This window comes from Ilumatobacter nonamiensis YM16-303 (genome assembly GCF_000350145.1).
Taxonomy (GTDB): domain Bacteria; phylum Actinomycetota; class Acidimicrobiia; order Acidimicrobiales; family Ilumatobacteraceae; genus Ilumatobacter_A; species Ilumatobacter_A nonamiensis.
The window spans coordinates 19,260-34,102 of record NZ_BAOL01000072.1 but is presented as its reverse complement, the minus strand read 5'-3'; the positions used below and the strand labels follow the sequence as shown (position 1 = coordinate 34,102).

11 protein-coding genes are annotated in these 14,843 nt (G+C 66.4%); 9 read left to right on the top strand and 2 right to left on the bottom strand.

Annotation, left to right across the window (positions count from 1 at the left end; genetic code table 11):
* Positions 1 to 590: 590 nt before the first annotated feature.
* From ON45_RS08495 to ON45_RS08470, 6 genes are all read left to right on the top strand, one after another.
* Complete coding sequence (locus ON45_RS08495) at positions 591 to 1,295, top strand: hypothetical protein (RefSeq protein WP_148288588.1); 705 nt, start codon at positions 591 to 593, stop codon at positions 1,293 to 1,295.
* Positions 1,296 to 1,392: 97 nt separating this feature from the next.
* A complete protein-coding gene (locus ON45_RS08490) occupies positions 1,393 to 2,979 on the top strand; it encodes an ABC transporter substrate-binding protein (RefSeq protein WP_040493211.1) in 1,587 nt (528 codons plus the stop codon).
* A gap of 26 nt (positions 2,980 to 3,005) precedes the next feature.
* Complete coding sequence (locus tag ON45_RS08485; RefSeq protein WP_040493210.1) at positions 3,006 to 3,965, top strand: ABC transporter permease; 960 nt, start codon at positions 3,006 to 3,008, stop codon at positions 3,963 to 3,965.
* Between the two features lie 107 nt (positions 3,966 to 4,072).
* Positions 4,073 to 4,837 carry an ABC transporter permease gene (locus tag ON45_RS08480; protein WP_051062746.1) on the top strand — a complete coding sequence of 255 codons (765 nt, stop codon included), beginning with the start codon at positions 4,073 to 4,075 and terminating at the stop codon, positions 4,835 to 4,837.
* Positions 4,834 to 6,594, top strand: a complete 1,761-nt coding sequence (locus ON45_RS08475) for an ABC transporter ATP-binding protein (protein WP_051062745.1) — start codon at positions 4,834 to 4,836, stop codon at positions 6,592 to 6,594. The genes ON45_RS08480 and ON45_RS08475 overlap by 4 nt, the downstream gene beginning before the upstream one ends.
* A gap of 121 nt (positions 6,595 to 6,715) precedes the next feature.
* A complete protein-coding gene (locus tag ON45_RS08470) occupies positions 6,716 to 7,171 on the top strand; it encodes a DUF6325 family protein (protein ID WP_040493208.1) in 456 nt (151 codons plus the stop codon).
* A gap of 200 nt (positions 7,172 to 7,371) precedes the next feature.
* Here the strand turns inward: ON45_RS08470 and ON45_RS08460 are convergent, their stop codons facing one another.
* Positions 7,372 to 9,900 carry a winged helix-turn-helix domain-containing protein gene (locus ON45_RS08460; RefSeq protein ID WP_148288587.1) on the bottom strand — a complete coding sequence of 843 codons (2,529 nt, stop codon included), beginning with the start codon at positions 9,898 to 9,900 and terminating at the stop codon, positions 7,372 to 7,374.
* A gap of 111 nt (positions 9,901 to 10,011) precedes the next feature.
* Here ON45_RS08460 and ON45_RS08455 point away from each other — a divergent pair, with 111 nt between their 5' ends.
* The 3 genes from ON45_RS08455 (at position 10,012) to ON45_RS08445 (ending at position 14,091) form a co-directional block, all read left to right on the top strand.
* Positions 10,012 to 10,833 carry a CYTH domain-containing protein gene (locus ON45_RS08455; protein ID WP_051062744.1) on the top strand — a complete coding sequence of 274 codons (822 nt, stop codon included), beginning with the start codon at positions 10,012 to 10,014 and terminating at the stop codon, positions 10,831 to 10,833.
* Positions 10,834 to 10,912: 79 nt separating this feature from the next.
* Entirely contained in the window at positions 10,913 to 11,317 is a 405-nt protein-coding gene (locus tag ON45_RS08450) for a PLD nuclease N-terminal domain-containing protein (protein WP_051062743.1), read from the top strand.
* A gap of 26 nt (positions 11,318 to 11,343) precedes the next feature.
* The gene (locus ON45_RS08445) at positions 11,344 to 14,091 is read left to right on the top strand and encodes a cation-translocating P-type ATPase (protein ID WP_051062742.1); all 2,748 of its coding nucleotides are present in this window, start codon (positions 11,344 to 11,346) and stop codon (positions 14,089 to 14,091) included.
* 14 nt (positions 14,092 to 14,105) lie between these two features.
* Here the strand turns inward: ON45_RS08445 and ON45_RS08440 are convergent, their stop codons facing one another.
* Complete coding sequence (locus ON45_RS08440) at positions 14,106 to 14,783, bottom strand: hypothetical protein (RefSeq protein ID WP_040493205.1); 678 nt, start codon at positions 14,781 to 14,783, stop codon at positions 14,106 to 14,108.
* Between the last annotated feature and the right edge of the window lie 60 nt (positions 14,784 to 14,843).

The following is a 14,843-nucleotide window of genomic DNA, read 5'->3' as shown; positions in this document are numbered from 1 at the left end:
AAACCCGAGGGGATGAGGAACGAGGCGACCCAGACCGCCAGGAGAACGATGCCCAGGACCGTGAGCGCGGTGGGGAACTTGATCGCCTTGTTCGATGGCTCGTCGGGCGTTGGTGGGTCTTGGGTGTCCGTCACAGCGGCATCATCGTCGGCGGTCATGTCTGCTCCGTGTCCATCGGTTGGCTTGCTGCTGAATCCGTTGCGAACGACCGGTGGAACGCATGATCACGGCACCCTGTTCGACTCGTGTGTTTGCCATGAACGGCGATCACGGCCGTTCGGGCCACGCCCCTGAACAATCCTGGCATACGTCGTTCTCCTCTTCGATCGATCCGACCGGTTCGGCGCGATGGGCCGGCCTCTCTGCCCGGGCCCATGATGGATCCAGCGCGGGTGGCGACGCTCCACCCGGCGAGGGGTGGGTCGCCCGCGTGCCGCCGGGTGGTCGACGCGGGTGAATGGTCGCAGGCGTTGTCCGACGATCTCGCTCTCCCCGGTCGTCCACGCTCGTGTGGGATGTGTGACATCTTGGAGTGTGGTGCGATCGATGCAATGGCTGTCGTTGCGAGTCCGCGCTGGTCGCGTGGCGACGTGAGCTCGTCCAGGCCACGCGCCAGGGAGGTGATTCGAACTGCGCTGGGAATCTGTCGGCGCCGCGCGGGGATCCTGGCGGTCGTCGGTCTGGTTCTGTTCGGGCCGCTCGCGGCGATCGAGGCATTCGCCGTCGGGATCGTGCACGGTGGGATCGAGCGTGGCGAGCCGCTGCTCTACGTCGGCACCTATCTCTGGATCAGCCTGCTCATGTTCGGCTCGGCGTTGTGTGCCGGCCTGCTCGACACCCTGGTCGGCCGCGAGTTCGGTGAGGAGGACGTCGGTCTGCGCCGCGCGGTCCGCACCCTGCCGTATGGGCGCCTGGTCGGGGTCGACCTCGCGCAGGCGCTCGTCATCGGAACGGCGTCGCTCCTCGGGTTCGTCCCCGGACTCGTTGCGTTCACCCTCACGTGCCTCGCCGGTTCGCTCGTGATGATCGAGCGCGTTCCTGCGCGACTCGCGCTGCGCCGTTCGCTCCAGCTGACCGGTCGACGGTTCGGTCTGACCCTGCTCGTCGTGACGCTTCCGGTTGCCGTCGAGCACCAGATCCTCCACGCGCTCGGAGTCCATCTCGAGCTTTCCTTTCTCGCCCTGTGGGCGATGCACGCCGCTGCGGCGATCCTCGTGCTCGTCCCGGTCGTCGTGGTCGAGATCACGCTTGCCCACCAGCTGCTCCGTTCCGAGGACGGTCGGGCTCGTACCTGACCGACACGGCACCGCGAGGCGGCGGAGATCGGCGGCTATGGTGCCCCTGCGAGGACGCGCTCCGCTCCACCGAGCGACTGGAGATCCTCACCTGCACATGACGTCCCGTTCGACCAGACGCGAGTTCCTCCTCGCCGGTGGCGCGCTCGCGATCGCTGCGGGCTGCGGCACCGGATCGTCCGGGAGCGGCGGCCCGGGCACCTCGACAGCGTCGGTCGCGCTCCAGGGTCCACGACACGGTGGCACATTGCGCGTCGGCATGCTCGGTGGCGCCAACGACATCGTGGACGGTCAGTTCATCACCGCGAAACCCGACACGGCGCGCCTCGTCGCCGGGTGGGAGTCGCTCGCGACGTATGACGAGAACTTCAATGTGTCGCTCGACCACGGGCTGGCGGAGGAGATCGAGTCGGAATCACCAGACCGCTACACGATCCGGATCCGTGAGGGCATCGAATTCCACAACGGCAAGACGCTCGACGCCGACGACGTCGTGTACTCCTTCCGACGTGCGATCGACCCGAGTCTGGGGATCAACCCGGCGTTGCAGGCTCTCCTGGCTCCGTCCGGGATCACGAAGGTCGACGCTCGAACCGTCGACATCCGTCTCGAGCAGCGGGCGGTGACCTTTCTCGACATGCTGGCGTTGTACGCGTTCGGAATGGTGCCGGAGGGGTATTCCCGCGATGATCCGAACCAGGTCGGAACCGGACCGTTCCAACTCGAGTCGTTCGATCCGGGCTCCGAGAGCGTGCACGTGAGGAATCCCCGGTACTGGCAATCCGACGGCCCGTACCTCGACGAAGTCCGCATCATCGACTTCGCTGATTCGACCGCCCTCATGAACGCCCTCCGGACGGGCCAGGTGGACTGCATGGTCGACGTCCCGTACGGATTGGCCGACACGGTTGCCGGCGACCGCGACCTGACGCTCCTCGAATCGGAGGGTGGAAGCTGGCTTCCACTGACGATGGCGGTCGACCAGCCTCCGTTCGACGACGAGCGTGTTCGGCGAGCGTTTCGACTGATGGTCGATCGCGACGAGCTGGTCGAGCGAGCACTGGCCGGTCACGGACGGGTCGCCAACGACATGTACGCGCCACTCGATCCATGCTTTCCGAACGAGCTTCCTCAACGCGAACGCGACATCGAGCAGGCACGCGAGCTGCTCGCCGACGCCGGCCAGTCGGAGCTCGAGATCGACCTCTACGCGCCGAACGACATCGAGGCGCTCGTCGCCATTGCCTCCGTGTTCGCGGATCATGCCCGGGACGCGGGCGTCACGGTGAACGTGAGAGTTCTGCCCAGCGCCGAGTACTGGGGGGAGGAGTACTGCACGCGGACGTTCGCGTCCGGCTTCTGGGGAACGAGGTCGTACCTGCCGCAGGTGCCGTTGAGCAGCTTGCATGACGCCGTCCATCCGGAAACCCATTGGCCGCCGGCCGGAAGCGATTTCGCGTCGCGGTACCTGGAGGCGATCGGGACGAACGATGCCGACGCTCGATGTGAGATCGTTCGAGCGATGCAGGAAGAGGAGTACCGTGATGGTGGCAACATCATCGCCGCCTTCAGCAACCTGGTCGACGCCCACCGGGTCGGGGTCCGCGGCCTCGTCGCCCGGCCCACCGTGTTGAACCTCGATCACTACGGCCACGGCTTCAAGAACATCTGGCTGGACGCGTAGCCGTCGCCGCGCGAAGGATTGTGCGCGTGGGTGTCGCGAAGTTCGTCGTCCGGCGATGCGCCGTCGGCGTCCTCACGATCTTCGTGGTGTCGCTGTTGGTCTTCGTGCTGACGCGGGTGCTCGGCGATCCGGCCGCCGCGATCCTGGGCCCGCGTGCCCGGCAGCCCGAGGTGCTCTCGGCGAAGCGTTCGGAGTTGGGTCTCGATCGGTCGCTGGTGAGCCAGTACGGCGAATGGTTGCGCGGGTTGATCTCCGGCGAGCCCGGGAATTCCTACATCGACGGACGGCCGATTCGCGATGACATGTTGTCGCGCGTCGGGAACTCGATGGTGTTGATGGCTGTCGCCGCGATTCTGGCGGTGCCGTTGTCGATCCTGATCGGTGTCCGCGCCGCGGTGCGACGGGATCGGCTGTTCGACTCGGTCACCAATGTCGCGACCCTCGTGCTCGTTGCGCTTCCCGAGTTCCTGATCGCGATTCTCCTGCTCATGGCCTTCTCGATCGGCGTGTTCGAGTTCCTTCCGGCGACGAGTTCGGTACGCGGCGACGTTCGCCCATGGAATGACTTGGACGGCATGATCCTTCCGTCGATCACGATGGCCTTGCTGGCGGTGCCCTACGTGGTGCGGTCGATGCGGGCGTCGATGATGGAGGTGCTCGACAGCGACTACGTTGCCGCCGCTCGAATGAACCAGTTGTCGTCACGCCAGGTCGTCTGGCACCAGGCGTGGCCGAACGCTCTGCCTCCGACCCTTCAGGTCATCGCGCTGAGTCTGACCTACATCGCTGGCGGTGCGGTTGTCGTCGAAGCGGTGTTCAACTACCCGGGCATCGGAACCGGCCTCGTCGAAGCGATCACGACGCACGATGTCCCGGTCGTTCAGTTCATCGCCATGTTCATCTCGTCGCTCTTTGTCGCGTGCAACGTCGCCGCCGACGTCGGAACCGTGCTCCTCACTCCACGTCTCCGCACACGCCTGACATGAACGTTGCTGGGAACACCCGCGCACGGCGGCGTCGCCGCCAGGGTCCGCTCCGACGGGCTCTGCGCCTGAGACGCGTAAAGATCGGGCTGGTTCTGGTCACGGGAGTCGTGCTCATCGCAGCCCTCGGTCCGCTGCTCGCGCCGCTCGGAGCGACGGAGTACGTGGGACGACCGAACACGGCGCGAGTTGCCGGAGCGATACTCGGCACGGATCATCTGGGACAGGACGTGTGGTCGAGGTTTCTCCTCGGCGGGCGGTCGATTCTCGTCATCGCATCGGTTGCGACCGCGATCGGGGTCCTCGTCGGCGCCGCCACCGGTGCGCTTGCTGCGGCCCACGGCGGCTTGGTCGACCAGTGGATCATGCGCGGCGTCGACGTCACGCTCGCCGTCCCGCCGATCCTGCTGGCGCTGGTGGCGATGACGACGCTGGGTCCCGAGCCGTGGTTGATCACGGCGGCGGTGGCGCTCGTCACCGCTCCTCGAGTCGCGCGTGTTTCGTACGGTGCCGCAACCGTGGTGGTCGAGCGGGACTTCGTCGAGGTGTCGGACCGCATCGGCGAAACGCGATGGTACGTGATGACCAGGGACGTGCTGCCGAACATCTCCGGCGCGCTGCTCGTCGAGGCGGGAATCCGGCTGACCTACGCAGTTGCGATCGTCGCGTCGCTTGCGTTCCTGGGCTTCACCACCGGCACGAACGAAGCCAATTGGGCAGCGATGGTGCAGGAGAACCGCGCTGCATTCGCCGTGCAACCGTGGGGAGTGCTGGTACCGACAGCCGCCATCGTCGCGCTCACCTTGGGGGCCGGGTTGATCACCGACGGCATCGCCCGAACCACCGCTGGAGCGGCCAGCATGGGTGAGCGATGACCGTCCTGGCAATCGACGGACTGAGCGTCGCCCGTGCCGGGAGCCGTCACGACATCATCGACGACGTCACCCTGTCGGTCGAGACGGGCGAGGTGGTCGGTGTGGTCGGTGAGTCCGCCGCCGGGAAGACGACACTCGGATTGGCAGCTCTCGGATACCTCGGCAACGCCATGGTGGTGCGCTCCGGCGAAGTCCGGCTGAGGGGCGAGCCACTGGAGCCGAAGGACTCGCGATCCTCGTCCGACCCGCGGCGTCGACGGATCAGCTATGTGTCCCAGCACCCCGCGTCGGCACTGAACCCGGCACGACGGATCGGTACGCAACTCTCAGCCGTACTCGAGGCGCGTATCGGCCGATCCAGCGACGCCGAGACCGATCCGATCGGTCAGACGTTGCGCGCCGTATCCCTTCCCGACTCGTCGGACTTCCTTCGGCGATATCCACACCAGCTCTCGGGCGGTCAGATGCAGCGACTCGTCATGGCGATCGCGCTCGTGTGCCAACCGGATGTCGTCGTGCTCGATGAACCCACGAGCGGTCTGGACGCCGTCACCGGTGCCCGCGTCTTCGACACGGTTCGGCGCTTGACGAGTGAGCGGGGCCTTGCCGTGCTCTGCATCTCTCACGATCTCGGGCTGGTCGCTGACATCGCAGATCGGGTGGCGGTGCTGTACGCCGGTCACGTGGTCGAGGAGGGACCGACGGCCGACGTGCTGTCCGACCCGGCGCATCCGTACACCCGCCAACTCGTCGCGGCGATCCCGGTCGAGGGGGGACGTCGAGCGGTCGGACTCCCGGGTCGCGCTCCTGCCCCACCCGAACGCGTGCCGGGTTGTCGGTTCGCGGACCGGTGCGACCTGGTGCGGGACGACTGTCGCGGAGTGACACCGGAGTTGATCGTCGTCGGTCCGGATCGACGGTCGCGGTGCATCGACTCGTTTGCGGTGCCGCACCGTCTCCGGAAGCGTGCGGAGACATCAACGTTGCGGCGGGAGCCCGGCGGTGTGGCCGTCTCGCTCGACGACGTCTCCGCGACTCAGATCGGGGCCGAGGTCGTGCGCTCGGTCTCGATCGAGGTTGCTCGCGGCGAATGGCTCGCGATCGTCGGTGAGTCGGGTGCGGGGAAGACGACCCTGCTGCGGACGATCGCCGGCTCTCACGCCGCGCACAGCGGGACGATCACCTTCGGAGGTGTGGTGCTCGAACCGCGCGTCCGACGACGAACTCCTGCGCAGCGGCGCGCGATTCAGCTGATTCCGCAGCACCCGTACGAGTCGTTCAATCCACGCCGCGCGGTCGGAGATTCCGTCGCGCGACCGCTGCGTGCTCAGAGGTCGAGTCGTCGCGAGACGCGTCGTGCGGTCGACGAGGCGCTCGAACTGGTGTCCCTCGCTGCGTCCGTTGCCGAGTGCTATCCCGACGAGCTCTCCGGTGGCGAACTCCAGCGTGCGGCGATCGCACGGGCGATCGTCGCTGGGCCGGAGCTCCTTCTGTGCGATGAGATCACCGCGTCGCTGGACAGCGTCGTCCGCGCGGCGATCGTCGAGCTGCTCGATCGGTTGCGCGGTGTTCTCGATCTGACGATCGTGGTCGTCGGCCATGATCTCGGTGCCGTGCAAGCGTTCAGTGATCGGACGGCGGTCCTCGCCGACGGCAACCTGGTCGAGATCGGGCCGACGGCGGAAGTCTTCGCCAGGCCGACTCACGAGCAGACGCGGGCACTTCTGACGAATCGGCGGACGTCGATCCGGCGCTGACCGTTCGGCACGCAACCACCCCGCCGAGGGTGGTCCTCGACCCCGCCGACGTGGTCCAGGATTGGGCAAGCCAATCCGACGTCGTGCCGGAATCGGATCTCATCCCGAAGGAGCAGCGCCGGTGAGCGTACGCCGCGAAACTGGTCGATCCGTCGACCCGCAGCTCGTCGAATACCTCGTCGTGGTCGTGCCCGACGAGAGGTCGATCGAGGACGTCCTCGATGCCGTCGAGACCCTGGCATCGCGAAGACAGGTGGTTCTCCTGGACGGGGCGATCGTCGGGCACGACCGATCTGGAGAGGTCGTCACCTTGGAGATGCCGAGATCAGAGTGCCGACCGGCGCTGCTCGAAGCGCGACGCGGTGTGTTGAGCTCACATGACCTCGAACTCATCGCCGTGGCGCTTCCCGCCAGGTCGCTCGCCGTCGTCGTGGTCGTCGAGGACGAGTGGGCCCAGCCGCTCGCCTCGGCCGTTCGAGCGGTCGGTGGCTACGTCGCGGGTGGTGAGCGTATTCCCGCCGCTCGCCTCATCGAAGTGCTGCCGCAGCTTCGGTCGCCTCGGCGGGAAACGCTGTGACCTCCCGTCGACCGCGTGAGCGCTCACCGCAGGAGCTCCTCGATCGCAGCCCGTGGCTGGTCGATCTTCCGCAGCCGCATCGTCCGGTGATCGACGTGGCCGAGCAACTCGAGGAGCTGACGGCACTGCTCGAGAGGGGATTGCTCTCGAGCACCGAGTTCGAGCGCCAGAGGCGGAAGGTCGTCGACCCTGATGGGCGATCAGTGATCGACCCGGCTCCATGACCGAGCGATCTCGGCCGCCTCCGCGCGAGAGTTGACGCCGAGCTTCCGGTAGATCACCTTGAGGTGGAACTTGAGCGTGTTCACCGAGACGTACAGCTCGGACGCGATCTCCTTGAGCGTTAGACGACTGGGGAGGAACCGGAGCACATCGCGCTCTCGAACCGTCAGTGGTTCGACGAGCGACGCACTCGTGTCGACTCCGGGCTGCACCACGGCAGTCGCACGCCGCAGGCGGTCCATCCACTCCTCGGGCAGACGCCACGCGACCCGCTCGATCACTTCGTGCTGACCAGCCGAGGCGAGGGTCTGGAGCAGGTTGTTCTCGTACGCGATCTCGACCGCCGACTCCACCAACGTGGTGGTCGTGTCCCGATCGGTCGCGTACCGCGCCCTGAGCATGGCCAAGATCACGGCATGCCGCGGGGTACGTGCCACGGCCTCCGCGAGCAGCTGCTGTGCGAGTTCGGCGGTTGTCGTCGGCAGGAGGCGTGCTCGACTGACCGGACCCCAGAAGGAGTCGTCGACGATGTCCGCCCAGAGCTGCGCCTGTTCTCGGTCTCCGACCTCGGACGACACGACGGTTCCGACCCGGCCGAGCAGCGTCTGCCCGTCAGGCCCGGGCATTTCATCGCTGACGATGCGTTCGAGTCGGTCGAACGTGTGGTTCGCCTCGGCGAGCGAACCGCGGTCGAGATGCAGGTGCGTCAATTCGGCGGCCGCAAACCCGCGTACGTACGCGAGCGGTCCGACATCGGCATCGATGAGTCGTTCGAGTTCAGGGACAGCATCGTCGGCGTCGCCCAGTTCTCGGCGTGCGATCACCTCGGCGAGGGCGAGTTCGCCCACCGACATCGTCAGGTTGGCGAGAGTCGACGAGGTTCGTGCCCCGCTCGCGGCTCGCAGGGCGTCGACCGGACAGCCGGCGAGCGCCCGCCCCAGTGCACGGGTCGCCTCGAGCACCAGGGTGCGGGTCGGATCCCTCCGAAGCACGACCGTGACCTCGCGCACATGATCCGATGCATCGTCCCAACGTTCCGAGACGGCGATCGTCCGTGCGACGTCGTTCCAGGTGGTTCGGATGATCGGGTCGTCGTACCACGGAGCGTCCCCCTCGAGGGCCGATCGGGCCGCGCTCTCCGCCCGTTCCGAGTGGCCACGCGACAGCCACACGATCGCCTGAAGCGCGTGAAGACGCCTGGTCTCGAGGGGATCCGTGGAGCCGTCGTGCTCAGACCACCAGGTGGCCTGCTCGACGTTCTCGCAGAACGAGGGTACGTCGGCCAGCAGTTGACACCAGGCCACGTCGAGCAGGCTCCCGACGTTCCGCGCTGCCGCCGCTGGTCCGACTTTCGCGAGGAGGCCACGAACCGCCTCTGCGGCACCGCCGTCATAGAGTTGGACGTGGCGGTCGGACAGCAGCCGCAGCGCGTCGTCCTGCTCGTCGGCGAGCAGGTACTGCTCCAGAGCCTCGATCGTGTCGTCGTTTCCTTCGAGCCATGCGGCCGCTCGTCTGCGACACGCTTTCAGACGGACCGGATCGCGCTGCTCTCGCCGGGTGAGCAGTGCGTTCCGCACGGCAGGATGGATCGCGTAGTGCCCCTGGACGCCGACACGCGAGACGAACACCCCTCGGTTCTGTGCCAACTCGAGCAGGTCACTCGTGTCCGGGCGCTCCGTGATCGCCTGGGCGAGGCCGATCGACGCATGGTCGACGATCGCCAGGTCGGCGAGAAAGCTCACGAGCGACGCTGACTCGGTTCCCAACACCTCGCGGAACACCCAATCCTCGAGATGATCGATCGGAGCCTCGATCTCGAACGATTCGTGAGGGCGCGATGTCCACGCCAGCGCGCCGAGCCGGAGCGCCGCGACCCACCCGTCCGACACCGCAGCGATCTTCGTGGCGACAGCCGGCTCCATGTCGGGCGCCAGCATCTGGAGGAGATCAGCCGCATCGAGACTCGAGAACCGCAGATCGTCGACGTCGATCTCGGAGAGGTCTCCCGCGACGCGCATGCGATCGCGCGGGAACATCGGCGCGTTTCGAGACACGATCACGACTCGGAGCCGGAGGGGAAGCCGATCGAGAAAAAGCTCCATCGACGATGTGAGGCCCCCATCCTCGGCGAGGTGGTAGTCGTCGATCACCAGCACGGTGTCGCGCTCGAGCATCGTGTCGAGGAGGGCGACCAGTTCGAGAGCGGCGTCGTCGGGAGCCAGAGACCGGACGACACTCGAGTCGTGGCTCTCGTCCCCGATCGCCGAACGCAGCGCCTTGTCGATCGACGGCCAGAAGGCGACGGACGCTTGATCGCTGGGCACACACCTGATCCACGCGATCGGATCGTCGGATTCGTTGGTCCATCCGGCCACCGCAGTCGTCTTGCCGATTCCGGCCGGGCCCATGACCAAGGTGACAGGCGCCGCGGTCGAGAGCCGTCGGATCATCCACGGACGACGCAGATAGAAGCGCGGAAGTCGATGCGGGACCGACACTCGTGACACGACCGCAGACACTATCGGACCGCCGCACAGAGCCGTTCGATCACGTGGTGCACGGCCCCACCCCGACCCGGGTGGGGTGTCTCCACCCCGGACGCTGCGATCGTGTGTCACGTGGACGAGCAGGAGACCATCGTGTCCGAAACACCAGTCGATACCCGGCCGGGCAACGACGCGTTGTCCCCGGATCAGCTCGCCGAGTTGCTCGCGCTCATCAAGGGCGCCGACTCCGTCGAGCTCAAATTGAGCGTTCCCGATGCCAATCGCCGATCCACGGTGTCCGCGTTGGGTCTCGACCCCATCGAGGCACAGATCCGCCAGGTCGTCTTCTTCGACACGCCCGATCTCGCGCTCAATCGCTGTGGTGTGGTGGTGCGCGCCCGACGAGTCCAGGGCCGCGAGGGGGACACCGTCGTCAAGCTGCGTCCGGTCATCCCCGCGCAGTTGTCGCCGTCATTGCGGAAGTCGAAGCTGTTCGGTGTCGAGGTCGACGCCATGCCCGGTGGGTTCGTGTGCTCGGCGAGCATGAAGGCCAAGCATGATGACGCAGCGGTCAAGGCCGTGTTCGATGGCGCGGCGTCGATCCGCAAGCTCCTGTCGAAGGACCAGCGGAAGTTCTTTGCCGAGCACGCTCCCGAAGGGCTGGAGCTCGACGAACTGCGCCGCCTCGGACCGATCAACGTCCTGAAGCTCAAGTTCACGCCCGCGGACTTCGAGCACCGGATGGTCGCCGAGCTCTGGAACTACCCGGACGGAACGAGGCTGCTGGAGCTGTCGACCAAGTGTTCACCGCGTGAGGCGTTCGAGGTTGCCGCGGAGACCAAGGTCTTCTTGGCATCTCACGGTGTCGACCTCCTGGCGGAGCAGCAGACGAAGACGCGCACCGCACTCGAGTTCTTCTCCGCCGAGATCGCGGCCGTCGACTCCGGGTCATGACATGCACATCGTCGCCGACCATCCGGTCCGACCGAACCATCCACAACCAACCACAACAAGGGACCGGGAGGTCTGAATCATGATTGCTCTGCTCGCCCAATTCGGAACGGGCCAGGTCCTCTGGTCGATGCTCTGGTTCACACTGTTCTTCTTCTGGATCTGGACGGTCATCACGGTCTTCTCGGACATCTTCCGCAGCGATGACCTGTTGGGATGGGGAAAGGCGTTGTGGACGATCTTCGTGATCTTCCTCCCGTTCCTCGGCGTGTTCGTGTACCTGATCGCCCGCGGCAAGTCGATGCAGGAGCGGAGTATCCGCAACGCGCAGGAACGTGAGCAGCAGTTCCGGTCCTACGTTCAGGAGACCGCCGCGACGAATCCCCGGAACGCGGCAGAGGAGGTGGCACGATTGGCCGAGCTGCACGAAAAGGGCGTGCTCTCCGATGACGAGTTCGCACAGGCAAAGGCACGAGCACTCGCCTGAGAGCTGCGTCCGGGAGAAGAGGAACGATGACCACGACCGAACTGAACACGGCGGCTGACTCCGATTGGTGGTCACTCGATCCGAACGCCACGGCCACTCGACTCGATGTCGATCCGGACCGCGGGCTGTCGGCGGATGACGTCCGCGATCGACTGGCGAAATACGGCCCGAACGAAATCACCAAGGAGCCGCCGCCGAGCACGTGGACGATCGCGCGCGCCCAGCTCACCAATCCGATGAACATCATGTTGATCATCGTGGCCGTCGTGAGCTACGCGATCGAACAGATCCCGACCGGTGTGATCGTGACGCTGTTGGTGTCGTTCAACGTGCTGATGGGCACCAGCCAGGAGAAGAAGGCACTCGCGAGCGTCGACGCGCTCGCTCAACTCCAGGTCCCGCATGCTCGGGTCCGACGCGATGGTGAGGTCCAACAGCTGCCCTCGAGCGAACTGGTGCCCGGCGATGTGGTGTTGGTGGAAGCGGGCGACCTCGTCCCGGCCGACGGTCGGGTGTTGTCGTCTGCGACCCTGGAGACGCAAGAGGCTGCCCTGACCGGCGAGAGTGCGCCGATCCCGAAGGGCGTTGCGGCAATCCCGGGTGCGGAGGTTCCGCTCGGCGACCGGACCAACATGGTGTTCCAGAACACACAGGTGACCCGCGGATCGGCGAGCTTCATGGTGACCTCGACTGGTGCGACGACGCAGATGGGCCTGATCGCCGACATGGTGTCGGCGACGACGCGCACCCGGTCGCCGCTCCAGCAGGAGCTGGACGGGATGACGAAGGTGTTCGGCGTGATGGCTGCGACGGCGGTCGGGATCATCGCGCTCTTCGGGATCATCCGTGACCAAGATGGCGAGACGCTCGCGCTGCTCTGCGTGACCACGGCGATCTCGGCGATTCCCACTGGGTTGCCCACCTTCGTGCAGACGATCCTCGGCTCGGGAGCGCGTCGCCTCGCCGAGCACAAAGCTGTGGTCCGGAGCCTGACCGACGTCGAGACGCTCGGCGGCACGACCGTCATCAACAGCGACAAGACCGGCACGCTCACCATGAACGCGATGACCGCCACGAGCATGCTCGCCGGCGGCGAATGGTTCAAGATCGAGGGCGGCGGCTACGAGAAGTCGGGGGCGGTTCTCAGCGTCGCCGGGACCACACCCCCCGAGTTCAAGCGCTTGGGCCTCGGTCTGACGCTGTGCAGCGACGCGACCGTCGCCGATGACGGCACGGTGATCGGCGACCCGACCGAAGCCGCGCTCGTGGTTCTCGCCGCGAAGTTGGGCGTGGAGGCGGAGCAAACGCGACGGGAGCTCCCGCGCCGCGCCGAAGTGCCGTTCGATTCCGACTACAAGTTCATGGCGACGATCCACGAACGCCCGGACTGGATGGTCGGAGGGGTGCTGACCGAACCGCACTTCATGACGGTGAAGGGAGCTCCGGACGTGGTGCTCGGGCGGTGCAGCCACGCCCTCTGGCACGGTGACGAGGTGCCGGTCGATCAGGTGCGTGAGGACATTCTCGCCGCCAACCGGCAGCTGTCGGAGCGTGGTCTGCGCGTGCTGGCCTTCGCCGTGCGCGAGCTCGACCCGGCGGCGGCGACCGCTGGCCTCGACGATCCGATGGGGGCGGTTCACGATCTGCGTTTCATCGCGCTCGTCGGGATCATCGACCCGCTGCGGACCGAGGCGAAGGATGCCGTGGCCATCGCACTCTCGGCGGGGATCGACGTGCGCATGATCACGGGCGACCACACGATCACCGCACGCGCCATTGCGGACGAACTCGGACTGGGCGCCGGCGTGGCCACGGGAGCCGAACTCCGCGCGATGAGCGACGCCGACGTGGTCGAGAACCTTCCCGAGCTCCACGTGTTCGGTCGGGTCGCTCCCGAGGACAAGGTCCGCCTCGCGCGCCTCATGCAGGAGTCGGGAGAGGTCGTCGCGATGACCGGGGATGCCGTCAACGATGCCGCCGCACTGAAGCAGGCCGACGTCGGCGTCGCGATGGGCAGCGGCTCCGAGGTGTCCAAGCAGGCCGCCAAGATGGTCTTGACCGACGACAACTTCGCGACGCTCGTCCACGCGGTCGATCTCGGACGTGACATCTACCGCCGGATCACCTCGTACGTGAAGCTCCAGCTCACGATCCTGTCGTCCGTGCTCCAGCTGATGCTGCTCGCGACGATCCTCGACATCAACGGCGGCGTCGCGATGTTCCCGATGATGCTGCTGTTCTGCAAGCTGTTCGTCGTCGTGGCGGTGGTGGTCGGCTTCGTCGTCGATGTGCCCGACCCGGGCGTGATGCAGCGACCGCCGCGTACGCCGGGGACGCGGATCGTCAACCGTGACCAGATCATCCGGTGGTTCGTGAGCGGCTTCGTGGTCGCCGTGAGCGCGCTGTCGTTGCTGTCATGGGGTCCTGACGAGCCGAGCACCGAGTTCGCCAGCGTCTCGATGACCATGGCCTTCGCCGTCGTGGCGTTGAGTTCGGTCAACATGGGTGTCGTCATGCGTCGCGAACGTGAGCCGGTGTGGGCGTCGCCGATCTTCCCCTACATGGGGTGGATCCTGCTCGGCTGGGCGCTCACCTGGGCAGCGGTCGAACTCGGCATGCTGCAGCGCCTGCTGCTCAGCACCTCGCTGAGCGGTTCCCAATGGGCGATCTGCATCGGGTTGTCGGCCCTCGCTCCGGCGATCGTCTGGATCGACAAGATGCTGCAGCTGCGCAAGGTCGACGAGTCGTTCGCCGGTGTATCGACCGGGGTCTGACCCCGGCCGACACGTCAGGCCGATTCACTGGGTTGTTCGGCCGGACGTTTCACCAAGACGAAGATGCTCATCACGGCGACCCACACGGGGACCAACATCGAGATCGCACGAATTCTCGCGACCGTCACCAGCAGCACGATGACGAGGAGGTAGCTGAGCATCGCGACCCATCTCGGAATCAGACCGGACTTGAGTGCGCGGGTGGTTCCCGCACCGATGAAGACCCCGGCGGCGCGAAGCGCGTACACCACGAGGATCGAGTCGCCGACGACCAGCATCGAGCGATCGGCGCCCAGATTGGCGAGCGTCACCACGCCGGTGCTGAGTCCGATCGCCGGTGCGGTGAGAATCGCGGTGGCCGCGAAGACCATCGCCACGTAGACGGCGGCACTCAGCAATTGCACCGTCGAGAGCAGTTCGTCCTGACGGGCGGCGAGGCCGGCGACCCGATGGCGCATGGCGGCGGTGAACCACAAGAGTGAGATACCGGCGAGCGGAACCAGGTACACGCCGGCGATCTGGACCAGGCGCCGTTCGCCGGACGATTCGTAGAACTCCTTGGCGGCTTCCTGCGTTGCGGACGCGTCGGGGATCCGGCTCAACACGGTGAAGACGATGGCGTACAGTGCGCAGAACACGAGTCCCGCATAGGCGGCTCGGGAACCAATCCGAACGTTGGCGGTCGCAGTCATCGTCGTTTCGTTCTCCCCCGTGGCCGCGGCTCGGCCTGCGCATCGTACAACCACCCATCA